20 protein-coding genes are annotated in these 24,395 nt (G+C 57.4%); 6 read left to right on the top strand and 14 right to left on the bottom strand.

The window, feature by feature from the left end; genetic code table 11:
* Positions 1–115: 115 nt before the first annotated feature.
* From OKW98_RS20815 to OKW98_RS20785, 7 genes are all read right to left on the bottom strand, one after another.
* Positions 116–1,408 carry a PQQ-dependent sugar dehydrogenase gene (locus OKW98_RS20815; protein WP_265386466.1) on the bottom strand — a complete coding sequence of 431 codons (1,293 nt, stop codon included), beginning with the start codon at positions 1,406–1,408 and terminating at the stop codon, positions 116–118.
* Positions 1,405–1,833 (bottom strand): DUF2231 domain-containing protein, encoded by a 429-nt coding sequence (locus OKW98_RS20810; RefSeq protein WP_265386465.1) that lies wholly within the window; start codon positions 1,831–1,833, stop codon positions 1,405–1,407. Before OKW98_RS20810 ends, OKW98_RS20815 begins: the two co-directional genes overlap by 4 nt.
* A gap of 197 nt (positions 1,834–2,030) precedes the next feature.
* Positions 2,031–3,377, bottom strand: coding sequence for a TolC family outer membrane protein (locus OKW98_RS20805; RefSeq protein WP_265386464.1), 1,347 nt, complete (start codon positions 3,375–3,377; stop codon positions 2,031–2,033).
* Between the two features lie 13 nt (positions 3,378–3,390).
* Positions 3,391–4,695: an HlyD family type I secretion periplasmic adaptor subunit gene (locus tag OKW98_RS20800; RefSeq protein ID WP_108122881.1), complete on the bottom strand. Its 1,305-nt coding sequence runs from the start codon at positions 4,693–4,695 to the stop codon at positions 3,391–3,393.
* A complete protein-coding gene (locus OKW98_RS20795) occupies positions 4,688–6,457 on the bottom strand; it encodes a type I secretion system permease/ATPase (protein ID WP_265386463.1) in 1,770 nt (589 codons plus the stop codon). Before OKW98_RS20795 ends, OKW98_RS20800 begins: the two co-directional genes overlap by 8 nt.
* Before the next feature lie 25 nt (positions 6,458–6,482).
* A complete protein-coding gene (locus OKW98_RS20790) occupies positions 6,483–6,812 on the bottom strand; it encodes an AprI/Inh family metalloprotease inhibitor (protein ID WP_265386462.1) in 330 nt (109 codons plus the stop codon).
* Positions 6,813–6,927: 115 nt separating this feature from the next.
* Complete coding sequence (locus OKW98_RS20785; RefSeq protein WP_265386461.1) at positions 6,928–8,343, bottom strand: serralysin family metalloprotease; 1,416 nt, start codon at positions 8,341–8,343, stop codon at positions 6,928–6,930.
* 469 nt (positions 8,344–8,812) lie between these two features.
* Here OKW98_RS20785 and OKW98_RS20780 point away from each other — a divergent pair, with 469 nt between their 5' ends.
* The gene (locus OKW98_RS20780) at positions 8,813–9,043 is read left to right on the top strand and encodes a hypothetical protein (protein WP_265386460.1); all 231 of its coding nucleotides are present in this window, start codon (positions 8,813–8,815) and stop codon (positions 9,041–9,043) included.
* A 221-nt stretch (positions 9,044–9,264) separates the two neighbouring features.
* Positions 9,265–10,263 (top strand): bile acid:sodium symporter family protein, encoded by a 999-nt coding sequence (locus OKW98_RS20775; protein ID WP_265386459.1) that lies wholly within the window; start codon positions 9,265–9,267, stop codon positions 10,261–10,263.
* 132 nt (positions 10,264–10,395) lie between these two features.
* Here the strand turns inward: OKW98_RS20775 and OKW98_RS20770 are convergent, their stop codons facing one another.
* From OKW98_RS20770 to OKW98_RS20745, 6 genes are all read right to left on the bottom strand, one after another.
* Positions 10,396–10,800, bottom strand: coding sequence for a hypothetical protein (locus OKW98_RS20770; RefSeq protein ID WP_265386458.1), 405 nt, complete (start codon positions 10,798–10,800; stop codon positions 10,396–10,398).
* 241 nt (positions 10,801–11,041) lie between these two features.
* Positions 11,042–11,674 carry a hypothetical protein gene (locus tag OKW98_RS20765; RefSeq protein WP_265386457.1) on the bottom strand — a complete coding sequence of 211 codons (633 nt, stop codon included), beginning with the start codon at positions 11,672–11,674 and terminating at the stop codon, positions 11,042–11,044.
* 596 nt (positions 11,675–12,270) lie between these two features.
* Positions 12,271–13,248, bottom strand: coding sequence for an IS5 family transposase (locus tag OKW98_RS20760; protein WP_265385849.1), 978 nt, complete (start codon positions 13,246–13,248; stop codon positions 12,271–12,273).
* 618 nt (positions 13,249–13,866) lie between these two features.
* The gene (locus OKW98_RS20755; RefSeq protein WP_265386456.1) at positions 13,867–14,499 is read right to left on the bottom strand and encodes a hypothetical protein; all 633 of its coding nucleotides are present in this window, start codon (positions 14,497–14,499) and stop codon (positions 13,867–13,869) included.
* A gap of 2 nt (positions 14,500–14,501) precedes the next feature.
* Entirely contained in the window at positions 14,502–19,214 is a 4,713-nt protein-coding gene (locus OKW98_RS20750; protein ID WP_265386455.1) for an RHS repeat-associated core domain-containing protein, read from the bottom strand.
* Positions 19,215–19,627: 413 nt separating this feature from the next.
* Entirely contained in the window at positions 19,628–20,071 is a 444-nt protein-coding gene (locus OKW98_RS20745) for a hemerythrin domain-containing protein (RefSeq protein ID WP_192174772.1), read from the bottom strand.
* A 227-nt stretch (positions 20,072–20,298) separates the two neighbouring features.
* Here OKW98_RS20745 and OKW98_RS20740 point away from each other — a divergent pair, with 227 nt between their 5' ends.
* From OKW98_RS20740 to OKW98_RS20730, 3 genes are all read left to right on the top strand, one after another.
* Entirely contained in the window at positions 20,299–21,033 is a 735-nt protein-coding gene (locus OKW98_RS20740) for an alpha/beta hydrolase (RefSeq protein ID WP_265386454.1), read from the top strand.
* Between the two features lie 248 nt (positions 21,034–21,281).
* Positions 21,282–21,680, top strand: a complete 399-nt coding sequence (locus OKW98_RS20735; RefSeq protein ID WP_265386453.1) for an N-acetyltransferase — start codon at positions 21,282–21,284, stop codon at positions 21,678–21,680.
* Between the two features lie 33 nt (positions 21,681–21,713).
* Entirely contained in the window at positions 21,714–21,884 is a 171-nt protein-coding gene (locus OKW98_RS20730) for a hypothetical protein (protein WP_265386452.1), read from the top strand.
* Between the two features lie 102 nt (positions 21,885–21,986).
* Here OKW98_RS20730 and OKW98_RS20725 read toward each other — a convergent pair whose 3' ends face one another.
* A complete protein-coding gene (locus OKW98_RS20725) occupies positions 21,987–23,171 on the bottom strand; it encodes an MFS transporter (protein WP_265386451.1) in 1,185 nt (394 codons plus the stop codon).
* Positions 23,172–23,462: 291 nt separating this feature from the next.
* Between OKW98_RS20725 and OKW98_RS20720 the strand changes: the two genes are divergently transcribed.
* Positions 23,463–24,383 carry a Ku protein gene (locus OKW98_RS20720; protein WP_265386450.1) on the top strand — a complete coding sequence of 307 codons (921 nt, stop codon included), beginning with the start codon at positions 23,463–23,465 and terminating at the stop codon, positions 24,381–24,383.
* Positions 24,384–24,395 lie beyond the last annotated feature (12 nt).

The following is a 24,395-nucleotide window of genomic DNA, read 5'->3' as shown; positions in this document are numbered from 1 at the left end:
TCAATGGGGATACGACGGATATTCGCCCTATCAAGTCCCATGAATCAACCCACGCCATGGGAGCGTAACGGCCCTTGTGCATTCCAGGCAGGATTGCCCTGCCTGGAATCATGCTTCATCGATTGCGAGTGACCCGCCACACGGTGTTCGACAGGTCATCGGCGATGATCAGTGCACCGCGTGGGTCGACCGTCACGCCGACTGGCCGCCCACGGGTTTTTCCGTCGGCACCCCGAAAGCCGGTTGCGAAGTCAATCGGCGCACCGTTAGGGCGGCCATTGCTGAACGGTACGAAAACGACTTTGTATCCCACCGGATTCTCCCGGTTCCAACTGCCGTGTTCGCCAATGAACACGCCTTCGGCGTACTTCTCGCCCATCGCCGGGATGGAAAAATCCACGCCAAGCGCAGCGGCGTGAGACCCGAGGCTGTAGTCGGGCTTGATGGCGGCGGCGACCATTTTCGGGTTTTGCGGTTGAGCACGCGTGTCCACGTTCTGACCCCAATAGCTGTAAGGCCAGCCATAAAATGCACCCTCGCGCACCGAGGTCAGGTAATCCGGTACCAGATCCGGCCCCAGTTCATCGCGCTCGTTGACCACTGCCCACAACTGGCCGGTTTTCGGCTGGATGGTCAACGCCGTCGGGTTACGTATGCCGGTCGCGTACGCTTTGTGGGCCCCGGCCTCGGCATCTACCTGCCAGACCCGCGCCCGGTCGAGTTCGACCTCCATACCGCGTTCTGTGACGTTGCTGTTCGAACCGATGCCGACATACAGGGTGCGTCCGTCATCGCTGACGGCCAGTGACTTGGTCCAGTGGTGGTTGATTTCAGCGGGAAGGTCCGTGACCTTGATCGGTGGGCCGCTGGCTTTGGTCTGACCCTCTGCATAGTCGAAACGGACCAGTTCGTCCTGGTTGGCCACGTACAACTTGCCGTTGGCAAACGCCAGGCCGTAGGGCGCGTTAAGGTTTTCCGCGAACACAGTCTTCGTCTCGTAGACGCCGTCCCCGTCAGCATCGCGCAGCAAGGTCAGGCGGTTGCCGCCTTTGACCTTAGTATTGCCTTGGGCCTTGATATACCCCGCGATCACGTCCTTGGGTTTGAGCTTCGCAGCGCTTCCGCCACGACCTTCAGCCACGAGAATATCGCCATTGGGCAGCACGAGCGTCTGGCGAGGAATCTGCAGGTCGGCGGCGATGGCCGTCACGCTGTAACCCTCCGGGACTGTCGGCTTTTGATCGCCCCACAACGCCGGTTCTGCAATCTTCATGCTGGGTAAAAGACCGCGCTGGGCGGCCGGCATTTTCGGGTCAGGACCCAACGACTGGGTGTTATCCCCTGCGTCACCGCAGCCGCTTAACAACAACGCCATGCTGATCGCGGTCAGTTTGATCGAGTGGCTCATTGTCCTTCTCCCGAACGGATACTGGTGAGTCCCAGCCACGCCGTCACGCCAATCAATAGCGTGGTCAGAGCAGAGAGAATGAGGCCCGACGGCATGCTGGCGAAGGCATCCTTGGCGTGTTCAAAAGCGTTGACGAGCCCCAGTGCCCAGGTCACCACCAACAGGACGAGGTAGACCACGGGGCGACCGGCTTTGCGATCGGCGCGGATCAGATTGACCAGTGCAAACAGCACGGCGAGTCCGCAGAACACCAGCCCGCCGGCGATAAGCCAGGAGGCGAAGTTGCTCCATTGAATCTGGTACGTCTGAAAGTAAGTGATGTCGCTCAGCAATGCGCCGAGAAACAGCGGGACGGTGCCGGCCAGCAATATTGCGTGCAGCGGACCTGGCGGGCTTCGGTAATCAAGATGGGTAGTAGTGTTCAAAACGGCTCCCTATTTTACTGATGCTTACGCTGTGCAGATGAACTGACCCATCAGGGCCGCGCAGGGTGCGCATGGTTTGGGATCAACTCCCAAGGAACATAGTTCACCGCATTTAGGCGTCATGCATATGCAGTTACAACTGCTCTCTCGGGGACCAGGACCGCTGGACTGGACTTTACCCAGACGGTCACTGATGTTTAGCGGTACGACCGACCCGCGCCAAATGCCTCATCGACCCGCGCCAGTTGCTCGGCGGTCAAGGTGCCGGCGTAGTAATGCAATTTGATCCAGGCCATCAAGTACTCATATCGAGTCTTCGCCAGGTCCTGACGCGTGCTGTAAAGCTGTTGCTGCGCATTCAGCTCGTCCAGGTTGACCCGCTCGCCACCCTTGATGCTGTATTGGGTGGAGACAACCAAGGCCTGCGCTGAAGCCAATGCCTTGTCGTAAGCGCGGATTTTCCGTACGCCCGTGGCGCAAGCGTTGAACTGGCGGCGCAGCTGGATCAGCGTCTCACGGGTTTTGCCCTCAAGGTCATACTCCGCCTGTTCCAGACTACGACTGGCCTGGCGGCTGGAGGCACTGACGCCACCGCCGGCGTACAGCGGCAGGCTGATTTCCAGGCCAATGGTATTGGTGTCGTAACGCTGGTTGTAGGTATTGCCGCTGTCGGATTCCATGCTGCGCACCGTGGCGTAGGCGTTGAGCTTGGGCAGATGCCCGGCGACATTGCGTTTCACCTCCTGGTGCGCGACTTCCAGCAGTTGGCGCTGGGAGGCGAGGTCAGCGTTCTCACTCAGGGCGATGGCATTCCACGCCTCATAGGTGGTGGGCGTCAGCGCCAGGAAGTTGAACGGCGTGCGCAGGGGCGCCAGTTCGTCGATGCGCACCTCGGGCACGCCGATCAAGGCCCCCAGCTCACGCAACGCAGCGTCCTGCTCATTCTGCGCTTCGATTTCCTCGGCACCGGCCAGTTCGTAACGTGATTCGGCTTCCAGAATGTCGGTACGGGTGCCTTCGCCCTGATCGAACATCTGTCGGTTTTGCTCGAACTGCCGCTCGAATGCTTTCTTCTTCGCTTCGGCAATCTCGATCTGGTCGCGACTGAACAGCGCCTGGCTGTACGCGGACAACACCCGCACCAGCAGCTCCTGACTTTTGCCTCGAAAGGCCTGGTCGGCAAACAAGGCCTGTGCCACGCCCTTGCGGTAATTGGCGTAGGCCTCGTAGTCGATGATCGGCTGCTGCACGCTCAACGTCGAACCGAAACTGTTGTAGTGACGGTCCTCGCGGGAGCTGGGGCGCTCGTCGCTTTTGTACGTGGCCCTGGAGTCGTTGCGGCCCTTGTTGTAGTTCCAGGCCACCTGAGGCAACAGCCCTGCACGGCCGATATTACGATTCTCCAGCCCCGCGTCACGCTCTTTCATGGCGCCGAGGAAGACCGGGTCGTTACGCAAGGCTTGCTCATAAACGTCAAACAAGCCCATTGCCTGGGCCTGCATGTTGGCGCTGATCCACAGCAGCGCTGCCAGCCAGATTTTCATGTACCGAAACATCCTATTCCTCGGTCAGTGCCATGCCTGCGCGATCCATCAAAGGCTTGAACAGGTAATTGAGAAGAGAGCGCTCGCCGGTGCGGACGAACATCTGCGCCGGCATGCCGGGCTTGATCACCAGGCCCTTGAGTTTGGCCAGCGCCTGGTCGGTGACAGTGCTGCGCACGATGTAATACGGCTGGCCACTGCGCTCGTCGAGCAGCTGATCGGCGGAAATCAGGCTGACCGTGGCGTTCACCCGCGGCGTACGGCTTTGATTGAACGCGGTGAATAGCACATCCACTGGCAGCTGTTCGGCCACCTTGTCGACCATGTTCACCGGCAGGTGGCCTTCGATCTCAAGGCCTTCGCCCTGGGGCACGATTTCCAGCAGCGATTCACCGGCATGCACCACCGCGCCTTCGGTGTGCACCGAGAGGTTCACGGCGATGCCATCGGCGGGTGCGTTGATTTCACTGTGGGTCAGGCTGAATTGTGCCGAGGCCAGTTGCTGACTCAGCGTGATGCTTTTCAGCTCCGCATCGGCCAGTTGTCCGCGCACCTCCTTTTGATACTCCTCGACACCTTGTTGCAGGCTCAGCCGTGATTGCTCGATCTGCTGAGCGACCCGGCCTGTGTCACCGGTGTTCTGTGCCAGATCACGTTGCACCTGCGACAGTTGCCGGTCGTAGTCCATCAAGCGGTTGCGGGCGATGTAGCCGCGCTCGGCCAGCGGCCGGAGGTTTTCCAGTTGCTGGCGCAATGACTCGGCCTGGGCTTGAAGGTCATTGCGCGCCTGGCGCATGCCGGCGAGTTGGGCAATGCCACCTTCGATGCTTGCATGAATGCCTGCCTGGGATCGCTGAAACGCCTGGTGACGGCTGCTGAACAACTGCCGCTGGCCTTCCAGTACGCCGAGCAACTGTGGAGATGCCTTCTGTAACAGGGCCTCGGGAAAGCGCACTTGCACACTGCCGTCCCGTTCTGCCTGGAGCCTGGCGATGCTGGCCTGGGCCAGTTCGTACTGGGCGCGCAACGATTGCACGTCGGCCTGGACCTGGGTGTGGTCAAGCAGGAACAACGGTTGGCCCTGATGCACCACTTGGCCCTCGCGCACCATGATGCGACTGACCACGCCGCTGTCCACCGACTGCACCGCTTTGCGCTTGCCCGAAACCACCACCGTGCCAGGCACTGCAATGCCTTGGTCGAGCGGGGCAAGGGCAGCCCAGAGGAAAAAGCTCCCGGCACCGAGCAGGGCCAGCCACCAGCCTGCGCTGACGAAAAACTGTGCGCTGCGTTCGGGTTTAAGGATGTGTTCATTCATGGCGCTGACCTCCTTGCTGCGCGCCGAGCTGGCGACTGAAGCTCACCCCCTGCGGCCGTTCAGGCGCGGGCTGGGCACCGGAGAGCGCCCTCAAGACATCACCCGCGGGACCGAACAATTGCAGACGTCCGTCGTTGAGTACCAACAGGCGGTCTGCCTGATTCAGGACGGCAGAGCCATGGGTAATCAGAATCACTGTGCAGCCGCGGGCCTTGAGCTGGGCGATGGCAGCGGCCAATGCGGCTTCGCCGTTGCTGTCGAGGTTGGAGTTGGGCTCGTCAAGCACCACCAGCTTCGGCTCGCCGTACAGCGCACGGGCCAGAGCCACGCGCTGTTTCTGACCGCCGGACAGCCCGGAGCCGCCGTCGCCCAATGGCGTGTCATAGCCTTGGGGCAGACGCAGGATCATTTCGTGCACGCCTGCCAGGCGGGCAGCGGTCACCACCTGGTGCGGATCAGCGCGGGTAAAGCGTGCGATGTTGTCGGCGATGGTGCCGCTGAACAGTTCGATGTCCTGGGGCAGATAACCGACATGGGCGCCCAGAGCGTTGCGGTCCCAGCGATGCAGTTCTGCACCGTCCAGACGAACCACCCCGGCCAGGGGTTGCCAGACCCCGATCAACACCCGGGCCAACGTTGACTTGCCGGAGCCGGACGCACCCAGCACACCCAGGGTTTCTCCGGCATTTACGGCGAAAGTCAGTTGCTGCAGCGTCACGGTGGTCCGCCCCGGCGGTGCGGCACTGATTTGCTCGACACTGATATGCCCGGTGGGAGCGGGCAGGGGCATGGGCGCTGGACGCTCGGGGTGCGCGATCAACAGGGCGTCGAGCCGCTGCCAGGCTAGCCGCGCTGAACTCCACTGTTTCCAGACCGCGATGAGTTGATCGATCGGGGCCAGCGCACGCCCCATCAGGATGGAGCCGGCGATCATCATGCCGCCGCTCATCTGGCCTTCGATGACCAGCAGGGCACCCAGCCCCAGCACCAGTGATTGCAGGCACAAACGCAGGCATTTGCTGAACGAGCCGATCAGCGCGCCGATGTCGCTCGCGCGGTTTTGCCGCTCCAGAAACCGGCTGTGCAAGGCGAACCAGCGCTGGCGCAGCGGCACCAGCATGCCCATGGCCTGGATCGCTTCGGCATTATTCAGGTGGCTGCCGGACAACTGGCTCGATGCCACAGAAAAATGCCCGGCCTGGGCAAGCGGCTTGCGGGTCAGCGTTTCATTCAGCCAGGCCAGGGCGATCAGTGCCAACGCACCCACCGTGGCAAACAGGCCGAGCCAGGGGTTGAACAGAAAGATCACCGCCAGGTAGATGGGGAACCACGGCGCATCGAAGAAGGCGAACAATGCCGGGCCGGTGGCGAACTGCCGGACCAGGGTCAAATCGCCCAGCGCCTGTGCGGCATTGCCTTCGCCCTGGCTGAGGTTGCGTTCGAAGGCCGCCTGATACACCTGCAGGTTCAGTCGCCGCTCCATATCGCTGCCGATACGGATGACCACAAAGCTGCGTATGGCCTCCATCAGCCCGATGAACATGAAAAACGCGACAACCATCACGGTCAGCATTGCCAGCGTGGTTTCGTTTTGCGATGACAGCACCCGGTCGTAAACCTGCAGCATGTAGACCGAGGGCACCAGCATTAACAGGTTGATGAGCGCGGTGAAGGCGCCGACGCTGAGCAGGATGCCTTTATAGGCCTTGAGCGTGGCCCACATAGGCGCGCGCGGCAGGGGGCTTGGCCGGCCTTGGGTCATAAGGTTTCATCCTTGAAAAAAAGAGTCAGGAACGTGGGGTGGCGCTTGCGGCTTCGCGTTGCAGAAAAAGGGTGCGGCCATCGGGCAGCTGGGCCATGTAGAACCCTTCTCGCTGGCGACCCATGTGCACCAGCAGTTCGTCGTGGTTGTCGACCAGCGCGATGCCATCAGGCGTCGGGTACCAGGTTGCCGGTGTTCCGCCCAACCAGTGACCGGCGCAGGCCAGATCCCCGGCGAGCTGGCCGTCCTGTTCTTGCAGAATCAACGTGCAGGGTTTCTGCGCGTCGTCCTTGGCGTAAAACTGCCAGGGTCCCGCCAGTTCGGCGGGGCTCGCGAGACGTAGGCTGCTGGCCATGAGGGGTGCTCCGCTTAAGGTGAAAAGCGTCGTGAACAGACACGCCGCGGTTTTCCAATTCATTGATCTGCTCCGGGTCAGGCGGGGACGGCGTTTGCACGCCGCCCCCTCAGGCTTAAACCACGATGTCAGTCGTGGCGGCCTGCCCTACGGTGTTAACCAGGAAATCGGCCGCACGGTCGCCCGTGAAGTCAATCGACAAGGTGCTGCCCGTGCTGATCTGGGACAGCATGGCCTGACCCGCCGTGCCGCTGAACGCACTGACGAACGTCAGCGGAATGTGGCTTGTCGCAAACTCCGGCATGGCTGACAGATCGATTTTGTCCTGACCGCTGACAAAGTCCATGATCTGGTCCGGGGCCGACGGCCGTGAGTCGCTGCTGGCCGCGAACACAAACGTATCCGCGCCCGTACCACCCCACAGTTTGTCGGCACCGCCGCCACCGAAGATGATGTCGTTGCCGGCGTTACCACGGAGTTCGTTGGCTGCGCCATTGCCAATGATCAGGTCATTGCCCGAGCCGCCAATGGCGTTTTCGATGACCACACCTTTGGCAATGGACACGTTGCCCACCAGGCCGCCGACATCCGAAAACGAAGCCTCGTTGAGGTTGATTTTCTGGTTGTTGGTATAGCCGGAGAAGTCCAGGGTGTCCTTTCCACCGCCATCCCATACCGCGAACACCACCTTGGACGACGAGGACGTCGCCGAGTAGTGGTCACGATCTGCCGTGGAGTTGAACCCGTAGGTGGTGTCTGCGGCACGTGTCGCGAGATTGGCACCGTACAGCTTCTGTACGGCGGCAATGTCGTCGAGCAAGGGGGCCGAGGCGTAGGCCCCCTTGGCGTTCTGCCCGGTGTTGGTTTCGCTCCAGTAGCTCATCACGCTATAGCCGCGAGTGTCCTGGGCATAGGTGGCATCGGCATAGGTCGGGTTGCCGTTGCCGGCGTTGTAATCGCCGGGGTGCGACAGGCCCAGGGTATGGCCGATTTCGTGGGTGAGGGTCTGGCGCCCGTAGTTGTTGGTGCCAGGGTTGGCGTTGACCTGGTAGCTGCTGTTGATCATGTACCAGGACTGGCCTGCATACGAGCCGCTGTCAGGGAGGTAGGCAAACGCCGCGCCGCCGTTGTCACCGCTGTAGTTGCCGAACGTCATGTGCCCGTCACCGCCGGAGTTGGCTTGGGTGAAGGTGACTTTCGCGACATCGGCCCACGACTGCATCGACAGCTTGGCCTGGGATTGTTGCAGCGCCGAAAAGGCGCTGAACGTGCCCAGGGTGCGATCGAAATCGGCGGGTCTGCTGGTCAGGAAGGTGTAGGTCAACTCGATCGTGCCGCTCTTGTTTGAGTCTGCCCATGCGGCATGGTCCCGCAAGATGTAGTCGGCTGCCTGGTCCACCGTGTACGACGGTTTTCCATTGATCGGGCTGCCGCCTCGATCGTACTGGTGGCTGAACGTGTTGATTTGGTTGTAGGCAGCGCTTGGGCCCTGCGGCGTTACGCCGAGGGCATTGAGTTTAAGTTTCGACATTCAGACATATCCTTGTCTGCGTGGAAAAAACGACCGAATGACCTCAGATGCGAGGTCATCCAATCACTCGCTTGATGCATGAAGCGAGGAAAAACTGGCACAGGGTTGGGACGATCGTCCAGCGATTTTGCGGAAAATGTATCAAGATTTCTCAAGTCTGTAACAAATTCGACAAACATTTGTAATGAAGTGACACGCTGGCGTTACACCTCAGGCAGGGTGGAGTGGTCAAACGCTCAGCGTGACGGATTTATTCACAGCGGAAAATTGAGGGTGATCGGCCCGGTCTTTCCTTGGCAGCGCTGAAGGGAAAAATCAACAATGGATGGTCATGCCTCGGTTGGTCTGAACTTTGCTACAGCCCTGTTACAGGCGGCCTCGATCACTGAAAATTGGCGCGAAGGCACTCCTGAAATCACCTTTAGTTTTGAATCGGCATGCGCTACGACACGCATGCCAGGAGCCGGCCATGAGTACTCTCTCGGAAATTGCAGCAAACCTCTTGAAACGCGAAGACAGTCCCGAGAAAGCCGCTAAGCAGGCTGGCCCCCGTGGACCGATGGGCTGGGAGCAACTGATGATGCTCTCCAAAGAGAAAGACATATTGAAGTGGCAAGCCGCGTTGTCCCGGCTCATTGCAGACAATCCCGGCCAGCGTCGCGTGACCGTGATGCGCGTGATCCAGGGCGGTCTGGCCTGAAATAACTAGGATTAATCGCTGAGCCGTTTGTCGACGCAACGTCTGACAAGCGGCTCCCGCTCGTTCTAGTGGGACCGGTGTTAGCCGGGAAGGAGCCGGTAGTAGCAGTGCGCATGCGGATGTGTCCGTTAGGCGCTATTGATCGACATATTGGCGTTAGTCGGTAAGTGCATTGCGCGCTAAAGTGGCGGGCATGTTCCTGGCACCTTCGGACGACGCAGATGACCCGCCCCCGTTTTCTCCCCGACAACTTCACCCTCATGCTGATCACGGTGGTGATCATCGCCAGCTTCCTGCCGGCCACCGGCCAAGTGGCCGTTGGCTTCGGCTGGCTGACCAACATTGCCATCGCGCTGTTGTTCTTTCTTCACGGCGCCAAACTCTCCCGCGAATCGATCATCGCCGGGGCAGGGCACTGGCGCCTGCACCTGCTGGTCTTCGGCCTGACATTCGTGCTGTTTCCCTTGCTAGGTCTGGCGCTCAAACCCGTGCTGTCGCCGCTGATCGGCAAAGACCTGTACATGGGCATCCTGTACCTGTGTGCGCTGCCCGCGACGGTGCAGTCGGCGATCGCCTTCACCTCACTGGCGCGCGGCAATATTCCGGCGGCGATCTGCAGCGCGGCGGCCTCCAGCCTGTTCGGGATATTCCTGACGCCGCTGCTGGTCACGCTGTTGCTGAACGTCCACGGCGAAGGCGGCTCGACCCTCGATGCGATCTTGAAGATCAGCGTGCAATTGCTGCTGCCGTTTATTGCCGGCCAGATCATGCGGCGCTGGATCGGCGCCTGGATCGGACGCAACAAGAACTGGCTAAAATTCGTCGATCAAGGCTCGATCCTGCTGGTGGTCTACGGCGCGTTCAGTGAAGCGGTCAACGAAGGCATTTGGCAGAAAACACCGATCTGGGACTTGGCCGGGCTGGTGGGAGTGTGCTGCCTGCTGCTGACACTGGTGCTCGTGGCGGCGACCTTGCTGTCCAAGCTGTTCGGCTTCAATCAGGAAGACCGCATCACCATCCTGTTCTGCGGCTCGAAGAAGAGCCTGGCGACCGGCGTGCCGATGGCGCAGGTGCTGTTTGCGGGGAGTACCATTGGGCTGTTGATCTTGCCGCTGATGCTGTTTCACCAGATTCAGCTGATGGTCTGCGCGGTGGTGGCGCAGCGGTATGCGAAGCGTACGGAGCCGGTGGTGGAGTTGATGGCGCAGGTTGATCCTTGATTCTGGTGATCAACCAAATGGCGTGATGGAAAAGCCCCGATGGTTCGGGGCTTTTTGCGTTTGGAGGGGGGGTGGGCTATGGCAAATTAGTCTGGAATGGTTGATTGCATCAGTCTAAAAGGACTGTCCCCGTCAGACTGATTTCCTGGTTTCGTATTGCCTCCTTGCAGTGTCAGCCACATCTTCATCCTCATCACTTAACAGGTTTGCAAGTACTTCCAAAGGAGCCTTTTTGTTCAGAGCGATTCCACTTCTCACCATAGGATCAGGATCTTGCGAAAGGAGCGCAAACAACTCCAGCGACAGTTTTCGCTTACTTGCTATGAAATACCTGCTTTCAGGATGGGACTCGCATAACTCTTCTAGGATCTCAAGTGGAATTGTTTTGTTGTGTATTACCCATTGCACGTAATCGGGATATCCCGTGATCACTTCACGCCATACAGCAAGAGGCGCTTCCTCCATGGCAGACCTGTCGTATTCAGCCTTGAGACGGCTAGCGCGTAGGGTTACAAATTCTTCAGCCGATGTAATCATGTTTGCCTTGCATATAAAATTTCTGGATGTCGATGGGTTAAGCTGTTTAACCTTAGGTTAAAAGTATTAAAGGGGTCCGTCCCCTTTTAGCCCTGATATGCGCAAGAAGTTGCACGCCTCTGCGCTACTTGTAGCGCACGTCGGCGAGCACGCCTCGCCAGAGAGACCAAGCTGGTCAAAGGGCCATCCCCACATATTTGAGTGCTAACGCTCGAAATGCGAATCATCGAATGTTATTTTGCTACCAGTGAATCAATTTCCGTGGGCTATCTACAAAATCAATCTTCGCATAGCCTTCAATCGCGGCATCGAACTCTTTAAAAAAGAAGTCAAGGTTGCGTGAGAATACGATAAATGCGCCACTGCCGTGCTCCCCGGTTCTGTCTCGTACTGTCACATAGTGACAAGTCTCTTGCAGGGCGTCATATAGCTCCTTGCCCCGGATCCGGAGGTGAGTACTCTGCAAAATACTTGAGAGTATAGCGGGGTTGGGACTTTCGGCATGTCTGTGCCTGATGAGGACCTGATGTTTTCTGAGATTCCTGTCGTACTTTTCATGGTCCTCAAGCAGTCTTTTAAAGCCGTCATTCTTAGCTCTGAACATTAGGCAAGGCATGTTTCCTGAACGCGTACGAACAGGTGGCTCGATGGTCGTCTTGCGGGGCTCGACCCAAAAGCATTTTGAGACAAGGGCGTCGATCGCTGCGTCACCGTGAGGTGTTCTGTTAAATCCAATCCCGCCATCCAAACTGACGGCCATAATTAAGGCAAATTGATCTTGCTCATTTGCAGACAGCTCCGCTATGGGGTCATTAGCATGATGTTTGAATTCACTGAATTCTGACGTGTAGCATAGGATTCGATAGGTTTTCATGTTGCTTTCTGATACTCCTTGCAGACGAACCAGGTACGGAATAACCGTCATTAGCTCTAATTAAATTCCAGCGTCTAGCCATAATATTCAGATGCGATATATGAGTGGCTGCTAGTTAAAGGGCTTGGCTGTTTAAATTTTTTTGTGCGTAGGTGGCTTGTGATTGATGTTTTTGATCTATGTTGCTTAGTATTTGATTGTGCGGTCTCCGCACACATTAGGATCTGCTTGATGATTCGCTATCAAGCATACGATCTCCCATGCACTATTCCCCACGATCAGGTATCCGCATACGAGATTTGTCTGGGAGTCAAAGGGGCGCTCCCTTTAATTCTTCAAATCAGTTACGTTCCGTGACTGGGCCGTCTACATGCAAGTTTGATTATTGAGATCTAATCCATTTGCACATTTCTTTTTTGATTTCATCCAGTAAAGCCACTTTTCCTACTAGGGAAGGTCTGAAGTAGGCACGCGTTTTTAACAGCCCCGTTGCTTGAGGCTCAAAAAATGTCGACTCAATCGAAAATTAGACCTTTTGCTCTCTCAATCCCCGCTTTTTTCTGCGTACAAGCGCTTTTCAGCACTCATTTTCCGCATTAAAGGCGTACCTCTCCTGCATTGAGTAATCGTTTTCGCATCATCCACAGGTTCGACAGAGCAAACAGCGTGGTCTGCTGCGCAGTGTTTTTCAGCAGGCCTCGGAAGCGTACTTTCGTATAACCAAACTGGCGCTTGATTACTCGAAACGGATGCTCAACCTTGGCGCGCAGTTGAGCTTTCGCGTATTCGATTTTGCGACGCATGCGCCCGATCAGACTCTTCTTTGCATGCTTTTTATAGCTGCTGGGCCGCGCAGCAATCGACCAGATCATTTGGCGATCTTGATGCTCGGGGCGCTTTTCGACGCCGGTGTAACCGGCATCGCCAGAGACGTAAGTTTCTTCTCCGTGCAGTAACTGATCGACCTGGGTTACGTCCGCCACATTCGCCGCAGTGCCCACTACGCTATGCACCAAACCGGATTCGGCATCGACACCGATGTGCGATTTCATCCCGAAATAGTATTGATTTCCCTTCTTGGTTTGATGCATTTCAGGGTCGCGTTTGCCGTCCTTGTTCTTGGTCGAACTCGGCGCATGAATGATCGTCGCATCGACCACGGTGCCTTGGCGCAACAACAAACCACGGTCGCCCAAATAGCCATTGATGACCTGCAAAATCCCACCGGCCAGCTCATGTTTTTCGAGCAATCTGCGGAAGTTGAGGATCGTGGTTTCGTCTGGAATCCGATCCAGATGCAGCCCGGCAAACTGGCGCAGAATCGTAGTTTCGTACAGCGATTCTTCCATAGCTGGGTCGCTATAACCGAACCAGTTCTGCATCAGATGAACCCGCAACATCGCCATCAACGGGTATGCCGGACGACCACCTTCTCCCGTTGGATAGTGCGGCTCGATCAGTTTGACCAAGCCATTCCAGGGCACGACCTGATCCATCTCGATCAGGAAGCGTTCACGGCGGGTTTGTTTGCGTTTGCCAGCGTATTCGGCGTCAGCGAAGGACATCTGCTTCATCGGGACTCAACCGTTCAGTGCTTGGGACTGGCGTATTTCACCAGATTTGGAAGTCTTTTTCAGAGTTTCCCTAGGACGAGTTCACAGTTCATTTCTTTGTCATGATACGACACCAACGTATCGATATCCTCATCAAGCACTATTCTTAAAATTTGACCAGTGCTCTCATTTCTGGTTGAGAATATTGGATTACCGTCTCGACATGGCGTCCCATCCGAAAATTTCGTATTGCAGTACGGTATTTTAAATTTGCTGGCGTCCAGTCCGTGCGCCTGCCCCTCCGAATAAAATAACTCATATAAATGTCGTTCCAGTTCGACGTAGGATTGCGCGTTATCTAGATAGCCGTTGAACATATATTTACTCCGCGAAAGCCTTACCGGTTATAAACTCAATGTCGACACGCTCATGCTTGGCGTCCTTCACCATAAATGTATGGTTGATATGGGAATATGCTCCACCTTTGGCCGGATTATAAATGTGCTTGGTTGCCTTTTTGAAAATCCTCCCGAGCGGCGAGATCTCTTTTATTAAGTTTATTCTTAAGTTAAAGGGGGCGCCCCCTTTAACCGTAAACAGAGCAGAAGAATTAAAGGGGGTCCGCCCCCATTATCCCCATTAGTAAAACTCCAGTTTTGATACGCTATCAACGAAAGTTATTTCGGCATGGTGATCAATGGCTGATCTGAACTCTTGGAAGAAATAATCGAGATTATTTGAAAAGGCAATGAATGCATCAGGTCCGTGCTCTCCCGATAAGACAGGAACTAGCAGGTAATGGCATGCATTCATTAGGGCGTCGTATAACTCGCCGCCGGATATTAAAAGACGCTGGTCTTGTAATATGCTTGCCAGCATTGATGTTTTAGGTTTCTCAGTAGGTCGATGTCTCGCCATTACTTGGTATTTACGCAAATTTTTTTCGTATTCAATATGTTCCTGGTATAGCTTTTCGAAGCCGCCATTGTTATCTCTAAACAAAAGTGAGGGCATGCAGCCGTAGTAGTTGTCTGAAGGTGGCTGAATGTTGAGCTTATGTAGATTAACCCAGTAACATTTTTCAACAAGAGCGTTTATAGCAGAAGAGCCTTGGGGTGTTTCATCAAAACCAATAGCGCCTTCTAATGTTATCGCCATCAGCAAAGCAAATTGATCATGAGCTTTGGCAGACATTTTTGCTAGGCGCTCGCTTGCATGGTTTTTAAAAATTTTAAACTCGGAGTGGTAGCACAAGATTTTATAGCAGGTCATTTTTATCGTCCCGGCCGTGCTGCTGGGTAAGTGAATATTATCATTTCACCTTTTTTGTTCTTTCCGTGGACATGTGGACGTTCATGATGCTCCGGCTGGCCTGGTCCGACCAAGTCAGGATGTCCGTCAGGATGGTCAAACACAAAAAACTTCTTGTTTTCTGTACCACTCCAACGCCCGAGGGTGGTGATACCCCGACTCTTTAGACAGGCACAATTAACCCCGCGACTACTAGGGTGAAGGTCGTCCATAACAATGTCACTTCCACCTTTGCTCACTCGCGGAACCTGAGCATGTTCCTGTGCTTTCTTCATTGCGCTCCTACGGCTGTTTGTTGCGATGACTTTATGCAAACCGAGTGGGTCGATCCACTCCACCGGGTTTGCAGCATATGCGTAAAGATTTAGCCCGCCTGAGTACCCAATCGGGTCCTTGCTGATAAACCGCCCGACCTTTGGATCATAGTACCGATGCCGGTTGTAGTGCAGGCCGGTCTCGTGGTCGTGGTACTGGCCCTGAAACCTGATCGGGTTGGTCAGGCCGACTTGCTGTGCGAATTCAGAGCGCTGTTCGGTTGCTTCGCCCCATGCTTTGTATTGGGCGCTCCAGGCGGTGTTGCCGATTTGGTCGGTGATTTCCTGCGGCGTACCGAGGTGGTCGCATTGGTACCAGGCGAGTGCGTCGATTGGCAATGCGACCGGTTTGTAGTTCCAGAGCGGGTCTTCTTTGAAGTTGTAGCGACCTTCGTATGCCGGCTGGCTGACGAGGCGGATGGTTTCGTGTCGGATGGCCTGGGCCACCGGAACGAAAGTGCCGGGCTCGTGGATGTAGTGGACGGTTCGGCCTAGGGCGCCGGCGTACGGAGGTGGGCTGCTTTCCCACGCGAGGTTGTCGCCGTCCCAGCCATACAGGGTGAAGCCGCAGCCGAGTTCGCGCTCTTTGCGGGCGTGTTCGTTTTCGTTCCAGCCGGTGCCGGCTTCCGGGCGCGGGCGCGGGCGGTAGTGGGCTTTGGAGAACTTGTAGAGGCGACGTCCGAGGGGGTCGTAGCCGAAGTCGACAGTCAGACGCGGATCGTAGAAATGCACCAGGCGATCGAAGAGGTCCCAATGCAGTTCGCTGCGTAACCCGTTGGTCCAGCGCTCGGTCAGGTTGCCGCGTTCGTCATATTCGTAGTGGCCGCCGGCGTAGTCGCGCAGCAGGTTGTCCACGAGTTTGTTTTGAGTCGGCTCGGGATCTAGCGGACGGCGGACGGGCGCGTCGGTTTCGTTGAGCAGATTGCTTGCGGGGTCGAAAGCGAAGGTTTCCATGCCGAGGCGACTGGTAGCGCTAAGCAGACGGCTGACCGGGTCGTATTTATAGGCGAGCGGGCCGCGGCGGCTGTCGTTGATATTGGTAAGTTGGCCGGCGGCGTCGTAGGTGTAGGCGCGTTTGATGAGCGTGGTTTTGTCGTCGGTGCGTCCTAGCAGTTGTTCATTCAGGCGCCCGGCTGCATCCCAACTTTGGGTTTGCAGCAGTTGGTTGCCCTGATGGCGAGCGACTTCGCGATGCAGGTCATCGCGTTCATAACTGAGGAGTTCGTGCTCGTCCAGCTTCAGCCCCAGCAGATGACCGCTGCCAAAGGTCAGCCAACTGACGCGATGGCCGTCAGGACGGATAGTCGCGACGCGGTTGTTCAGCGCGTCGTACTCGTGCTGCCAAACGGCAACCAGCGGTTTATCCAGATTCGAGTAGTGCTGGTGCTCTCGCAGCAGGTTGCCAGCCGGGTCGTGAAACCATTGCAAGCGACTCACGGCGTTGGTTGCCATGACCAGATGGCCGTTGCCGTCGTAGGCGAAGGTTTCGCTCTGGGACTTCTCGCCGAGGGTGGCGCGGCGTTCGGTCAGGCGGCCCATGGGGTCGAAGGTCAAAGCAATGGAGCGCTGGCCGTTGATGGTCTCGGCAAGGCGTCCGGTTTCGGGATCGTACTGATAGCGGGTGGATCGCCCGTCGAAGCCGCTTTCTTGCTGCAGCCGACCGACCGGGTCGTAGTGAAAGTGCGCACGGCGTTCGTTTTCGTTTTCCAGCGCAACGAGACGGCCGAGCTTGTCCCAGCGGTAGCGCAGGGTTTGTTCGGCGGCATCGACACGCTCGGCGATAAAGCCGGCGGCGGTGTAGCGCCAGGTGGTGCAGCGTTCCAGACCATCCGAATGAGCGAGCAAACGACCTTCGGCGTCGCGGCTAAAGCGTTCTTCGGTTTTGTCCGGGTGCTTGATCAGGACAAGCTGACCGGCTTTGTATTCATACGTGGTGCTGTGCCTGGCAGGGTCAGTAAAGCGAACCATCTGGCCGCGATCGTCGTATTCCCAAACACTGACCTTGCCCGAGCAGTCGGTGTATTTAACGAGTTGTCCAGCTTCGTTGTAGGCCAACGCTTTCGTGTTGCCGTTTGCGTCCTTGATGGCTGTAGGAAGGCCGAATTTGTTGTAGGCGTATTCGGTGATGTTCTCTAACGGGTCGATCGCCTCGATCAGATTTCCGCGAAGGTCGTAGTCCCGTTTCCACAGCCCACCCTCGCCATCGCTGATCTTGATCAGATGGCTTTTGTCGTCGTAGGCGTAATTCATCACGCTGTGATCAGCGCGGGTGTGTTCGGTCAGATTGCTGAGCTTGTCGTAGCGATACCGGTCGGTGCTGCCGTCGGTGTGGACATGCCGGATGATGTTCTTCGCCGCATCGCGGAAGAACCACTCCGAGCGACCATCGGCATGGCAAATGCGATAGGTGTACCCAAGGCTGTCGTAGTAGTGCCGGGTTTCGTGGCCCAAAGCGTCAGTGACATAGGTCAGGCGGATGTTTTCGTCCCACGCCAGCCGCGTGTCGAAGCTGCCGTCGTCCGCCCATTCGCGAATGGCTTTCGCATCAGGACCGGAACCTTGCCATTGCAGGTTCAAACCGCGATTGGTGCGGTCGGTATAGCGGGTAATCAGGTGGTGTTCGTACTGATAACGCCAGGCCGAGCCGTTCTCGTCTTGGGCCAGAACAAGATCGCCGGAATCATCGTACTGATACGCACAGAGTTGGCGTTTAACCTCGCCATCACGAACTTCCCAAAGCCCCGTCAACCGTCCTTGATCATCAATCAAAGTGCCAAGTCGCAGATGGACCTTGTTTAAATCTTTCTCCGAGTAAGTCACTAACTCGGATAGCACCAAACGCCCCTCATGCCGATGCTCGTAATGCAGCATCACCCCAGCGCCGTTGGGCAGCATTTTGTTGATCAGAACAAAGCGCTTGCCCCGCCGAACATAGGTCTCCCTGTGATCCAGGCCACGCATCAGCAACAGCCGATCCTTGCTGAGTCGAATGACGGTCAGATTTTCAATGGCGTTGAAATGAAAAAGCTTGACCTTGGGAAGAGGGAATTCATGGCTACGCCCATCGGAGTCATGAAACACCAAACCATCACCGACGAGATCAAAGCGTGTCGTAAACGGCGTGATCCAGCGTGCGCCGATAACATCCCCATCGAACGCATCCAGACTCGAGCAATAAGTCCGCGTCCATTCAATGGGAAACGGCCCCGGCAAACTGAAATCGGTATGACTGACCGACTCCGAGCCCATCGCAAAACTGATGCTGTTCGCCGTCGACGCGCAGTTACAAGCGCAGGGACATGCACAGGCGCATTTCTTCAGTACGTTGGGCCGGCCCTTCGCAGGCTTCTCGTGCTGAACAACTTCAAGTTTGCCTTCGCCGCCGCGGCGCCTGGCCTGATTAGTCACCCCAGGCTTGATGTTGAAGGACTGGCCATGCCCGTTGCGCGCACGCCAACTGACGACCGCTCCCTCCAAGATAACCAGCAACGCAGCGATGGAGTGCTGAGCCCCGGGATCCGCCAGCCCCTTAATTTGCGTGCAAACCTGAGGAGCGAGGTCACGCAATAACTTGGCCTGCCTGCCCACCTCTTTTTTAACCGCTTCAGGCACAAGGTATTCAGCAGCGCCATTCACCGCACCCTTGCCGGCAGCAACACAAACCGCCGCAGCCGCAACGAAGATATTGCCGATCGCAGCCTTTGGATCGTAGGCCCAGACATCCCCAGCGTCATGGACCAACTGCTCTGCTTCAAGCAGATCAGCCTTGGTGTTCAGGCCCGGATTGACCAATTTCTCCAGGCCGTCGGCAATCTGAAAAAGCACGCCTTCGCCCAGCTTCCCCGCATCCTCAAGAATCCCGGGGAGCTTCCCCTGCGCCTGGCTCACAAAGTCATCGAGTGTCCCGACAATGGTGGCATTCAGGTGCCCGATCAAAATCTCGATCAGCGCATCCCCCAACACTATCTTTCCCGCCTGACGCATCTCCTGACGCACCAGAAACAGCATCGGACGCAGCGTCATTCGCGCTGCCGCCATGCCCGGCGGGATGGGAATCATGCCGATCAGATTGATGCCCAAACTGACCCAGTCCAGAGGATCGCGTTTGTCACTGGTCGCCAGTCGAGCAATGTCATTCAGCGCATCAACCAGCGCCATGATGTTGCCGACCACCGGCAGCCCGCCGGCGAAAGTCTTGATTCGCTCGAGCGTGACAACCCCGCCACTGATCTCCTGCAGCCAGGCGTCAACGTTGGCCGCACCGGCGCCAACGTCTTCTAGCTGAATCTGATCAAGTGGAACGATCGCCACTTGGGGTTCGCGTTTCTCACCACCAACGCGCAGATTTAGGGGGGTCGCCAAGGATGCTCTCCGTGCTCAAAAACCATCCGAAAAGGCGTGAATGCCAATCCGGGGGCCACGGAGATATCAAGGGTTGTGCCAGCTATAAAATAGCCAAACAAAATCAATAGCTTAAGAAAAAAACCTGCAGGTTTAACGAGTGGCTAACCGGGAGAACCCAGCAAAGGTGCGCAAGAAGTTGCGCACCCCTGAGCAACTTCTTGCGCACTCGTCTGCAGGCCATACACGACGTGGCCTGCAGAGCATCTAGCAGCCAAATTTGAGCTTCGGAGTGCGCAACTTCTTGCGCACTCCGATCAACCCATAACCAACCACTCTTCACCACCAAGAGCGCATCCCCAGCAAAATACGGCAGCAAAAACATAGCCAAAAAAAAGCCCCGAACGTTCGGGGCTTTGAGCATTCAGAGCGGCTTAAGCTTTAGCCAATTGCTCCTCATACTCCTTGTGATACTCACGGGCCAGCGACTGCTTCTGCTTGTCGTCCAGCAGTTTGCCCGCTGACTGGAAGAACTTCTGCTCTTCTTCCTTCAGGTGGTGATGAACCTTCTCAGACAGCTTCTTGGCCGTGGCCATCCATGACGGGCTGGACATCTCGGTCTCGTCGAGCTCTTCCATCATCTCGTCCATTTCATGGTGCTCGGAAATGGCATGGCGGCTGAGGTCGACGCCGTTGTCGAACTGCATCAGCGGGATATAGAAGAAGCGCTCTTCGGCGGTTTCGTGGGCCTGCAGTTCAGCTTTCAGCTGCTTGTAGACCTCGACACGCTCCTCACTGTCGCCATGGGTTTGGATCAAGGCATCGGCATAGCCGCGTTGCCGGTCATGACTTTCTCTCAGGGCTTCGAAAATATTCACGGGTGCTCCTTGGTTCGGCGACGGACTGATGTGCTTATCCCTAGACCGCAGCGGGTATTCAGCCGTTCCGTTTTACTTCGAGCCTATGCGTGTTCCCCATGCCTGACCAACATGAAAACCCGCCGCCGTACAGCCCCCCGACAGCTCCGCCCGGTCACTGACGGGCTGACATTCGCGACATGCTGCGTATGATGAGCCCGACGTTTTCCGGAAAAAGGCTCACGCTCATGATGAAGTTTTTCGCCGCGCTGCTGTGTGTGTTCACCGGCATGGCCCACGCAGAACCCGCGCTGCTCACCGATCTTGCCCTGCCGTATCTGGCGGCGGCGCCTGCTGAATCCAAAGACAAACCCCTGATTATTTTCTTGCACGGCTATGGCAGCGACGAGCGCGACCTGCTGGATATCAAAAACGATCTCTCACCGAATGACACCTTCCTCTCCGTGCGTGCGCCGCAGGAAGTCGACGGCGGGGGCTACAAGTGGTTCAGCCAGGACACCGATCAGGCCGAATACGAAGGCGTGACCAGCGACGTCGACAAAAGCACTGACCTGCTGCGCACCTTCATCCAGCAGGCCACCGAGAAATACCAGACCCAGCCCGACAAAGTGATCCTGGTCGGCTTCAGCCAGGGCGCGATGATGAGCTACCAGATCGGCCTGCAATACCCGGAACTGGTGCATGGCATCGCACCGCTCAGCGGCAAGATTCTCGGGTCCCTCCATTCACGGCTGAAGCCCGACGAGCGCCTGAAATCGCTGAAAGTGTTCATCGGCCACGGCTCGGCCGACACCCGCGTGCCTTACTCGGGCGCAACCGATGCCAAGGCGGTGCTGGAGAATCTGCTGATCGTTCCGGAGTTTCATGCCTACGCCGGGGCTGGGCATACGATTACGACGGCAGAGGTGGCGGACTTGAAGCATTGGCTGGAGAGCGAGTTGAACAGCAAGGCTGCTGATTGACCCAGCGTGCGCCGGGACTCACGTAGATTTATTCGATTGCTATAAATATGTACCGCAAGAAGGCCTGATGCCTTCGTCATCATTTGCTGCTTTGTTATGCGGTGAATGTGGCAATGAGGAGACAGGGAAAGGGGACTGATCTGCGCAATCAGGTCCTCAAGTCGAAAGCGCGCCAACTGGTTAATCAAACCCTTGAGAGGTCCGTCGAAGTACGATCACTCGGTATAGACAGGGGAACTGTGAGATTCATGCCTATTGATCCCGCGGCGCTCGCAATCAGCGATGAATGGGAACGCTGCCCCTATCCTTGGCGGGCGGTGCCGGAATGGAAGCTAAAAGATCCGAAAGGTCTTGACCTCGCCCTGTGGCATGCTCAGGAGCTTTGCGGTTTATGTTACGCAACACCGCGTCGAAGCCGTTTGCGGATCAAGATTATCTTGCTGGAAGGTCAACCGACCGAGAGTCATCCCCTGAAAAGGTTGGTGGCTCCATTGATGTTGACGGCGGTAGGGGTTTACGCGCAGCTGCTGAGATGCAAAGTCATCCAGATCGAACGCCCCGAGCCAGGCGTCGTGAACTACTATCAGACGCTGGGGTTCGAGTTCGATACAGCTGGATGCCTTGTTATTTCAGCCGATCGTTTCTAGGATGTCCCCCAGGACCAAAGCAGGGAGGTGCTCATGAACATTAAGAAACGTAAGGCTAAAATTCGGGAAATGACAGAATTCAGTGCCGAAGCGCACAGGCGCGCTGCGGAATATGCTCAGGCTCAATTGCACTTTCTGCGCTTAGCGCTGGAGATCGGCAGAGACCTCGGACCCACTGGCCCCATGGCTGGTTTCAGGGGCTGACTCCTCAAAAGAAAACCGCCGATATCGGCGGTTTTTTCTTGCGCTGCAATCAGCGCCTCACCCCTATGGCCTGAGCATCATGCGCGTGCCGTGCTCCATTCTTCATGGCCGTGAGTTCTTCAAAAACCCCAACAACGCCAACACCGGAAACACGCTCCCCACGATAACAATCCACGTCCAGCCACCATGGTCATACAGCGCGCTGGCTACCACTGAGCCGATCGCGCCGCCGATGAAGATGCTGGTCATGTACAGCGCATTAAGCCGGCTGCGGCTTTTGGCATCCAGGGCGTAGACCGCGCGCTGACCGAGGACCATGTTCATCTGTACGCAGAAATCGAGGATGACCCCGGTGACGGCCATGCCGATCACGGCGTAGCCCGGCTCGATCAGGCTGGGCAGAAAGCTCAGTGCGGCGAACAGCATGGCGCACAGACTGGCGATGCGGGTGTGGCCGGCATCGGCCAGGCGGCCGGCGATGGGTGCTGCAATGGCGCCGATGGCCCCGACCAGGGCGAAGAGGGCGATCTGGCTTTGCGACAGGCCGTGATTTCGCGCGAGCTCAAGCGGCACGGCGGTCCAGAACAGGCTGAAGGTGGCGAACATGCACGCCTGATAAAACGCGCGCTGGCGCAAAACTGGCTGTTTGCGCAGCAGGGTCCACAGCGATTTGAGCAATTGGCCATAGGTGGCGCTGTGGGCAGGCTGATGTTTCGGAATGGTGGTCGCCAGCACCACGCTGATCAGCAGCATCACCACGGCAGCCGTGCCGAACACCGCGCGCCAGCCGAAGTGGTCGGCGATCAGACTGGCCGCGGGCCTGGCCAGCAGAATGCCCAGTAGCAGGCCGCCCATGATGCTGCCGACCACGCGCCCGCGTGTTTCTTCCGGCGCCAGGTTGGCGGCCAGTGGCACCAGAATCTGCACTGCCACCGAGCTGAAACCCACCAGCAGCGAGGCAAGCAGGAACAGGTTAGGCGTTTGCGCGAAGGCGGCGCTGAGCAGACTGAGGATGGCGACGCCGGTGGTGACGATCATCAGGCGACGGTTTTCCAGCAAGTCGCCCAACGGCACGAGGAAGAACAGGCCGAGGGCATAGCCGATCTGGGTCAGCGACACGATGAAGCTGGCCAGCGTACCGGACAGGCCGATGTCCGGGGCAATCAAGCCAATGATGGGCTGGGCGTAATACAGGTTGGCCACGATCGCGCCGCAGCAGAACGCGAACAGCATCGCCAGGCCCTTGGTCATTGTGGCGCCGTGGCTTGCGGGAGAATTGGACGTCATGGGAATACCGGAGAGGTCGCAGGCCTGGCAGAGACGGCTCTGTTACGGCGTGCAGAAAGGAGTGGCGGGAGGTTAACGCTTTTTCGTTGCGTTAAGAAGGGGCTCCGGCAAATACGCACCCCATCTGTCCAGGCGCGCCTGGACTTGACACGTCTTCCGCACCAAAGGCGTGCAGCCCGCGGCCATTTGTATTGATGCAGGCGGCTCTCCGGTCGCTGGCCCGAAACTTTTCCGCCTGCGCTTCGGTCACTGCTTACACATACCCCCTTACACCCCATCGGAACTACAACTATGCCTCGGGCAATCTGGAAAGGCGCGATCAGTTTTGGGCTGGTGCATATTCCTGTGGCGCTGGTGTCAGCGACGTCGCGGCAAGGTGTCGACTTCGACTGGCTGGACAAGCGCAGCATGGACCCGGTCGGTTACAAGCGCATCAACAAGGTCTCCGGCAAGGAGATCAATAAAGAAAACATCGTCAAGGGCGTGCAGTACCAGAAGGGCCGTTACGTCGTCATCAGTGAGGAAGAAATTCGCTCGGCGCACCCGAAATCGACCCAGACCATCGACATCTTCGGTTTCGTCGACAGCGATCAGATTCCGCTCCAGCACATTGACACGCCGTACTTCCTGGCCCCCGACAAGCGCGGCGAAAAGGTTTACGCGCTGTTGCGCCAGGCGCTGGTCGATACCGGCAAGGTGGCGCTGGCCCATGTGGTGATTCGCACCAGTCAACACCTGGCGGCGGTGATGCCGCTGGAGTCGGCGATCGTGCTCGTGCTGCTGCGCTGGCCCTCGGAAGTGCGCGGGCTCGACAGCCTGGAGCTGCCCAAGGAGGCCACCGACGTCAAGCTCAGCAAGAGCGAGCTGGACATGGCCAAGCGCCTGATCAAGGACATGAGCACCGAGTGGTCGCCGGACGCCGAGGAGTACCGCGACACCTTTCAGGACCAGATCATGTCGCTGGTGGAAACCAAGGCCCGCGAAGGCAAGATCGAGAATGTCGAGACGGACGCAGGCGACACCGAGCGTAAGTCGGCTGATGTCATCGACCTGACCGAGCTGCTCAAACGCAGCCTGGGTGGTCGCGGCGCTGCAGCGAAGGCGGCGCCAGCCAAAGCCAAACCGGCCAGCAAAAGCAAAGCCGAGTCCAAGGACGATGCGCCGGCGAAGCGCCGTGCACCGCCCCGCAAGAAGACCACCAAGGCCTCTTGAACGCGTGTCCTG

Source organism: Pseudomonas sp. KU26590, assembly GCF_026153515.1.
Taxonomy (GTDB): domain Bacteria; phylum Pseudomonadota; class Gammaproteobacteria; order Pseudomonadales; family Pseudomonadaceae; genus Aquipseudomonas.
This window is presented reverse-complemented; position numbering and strand designations above follow the sequence as displayed.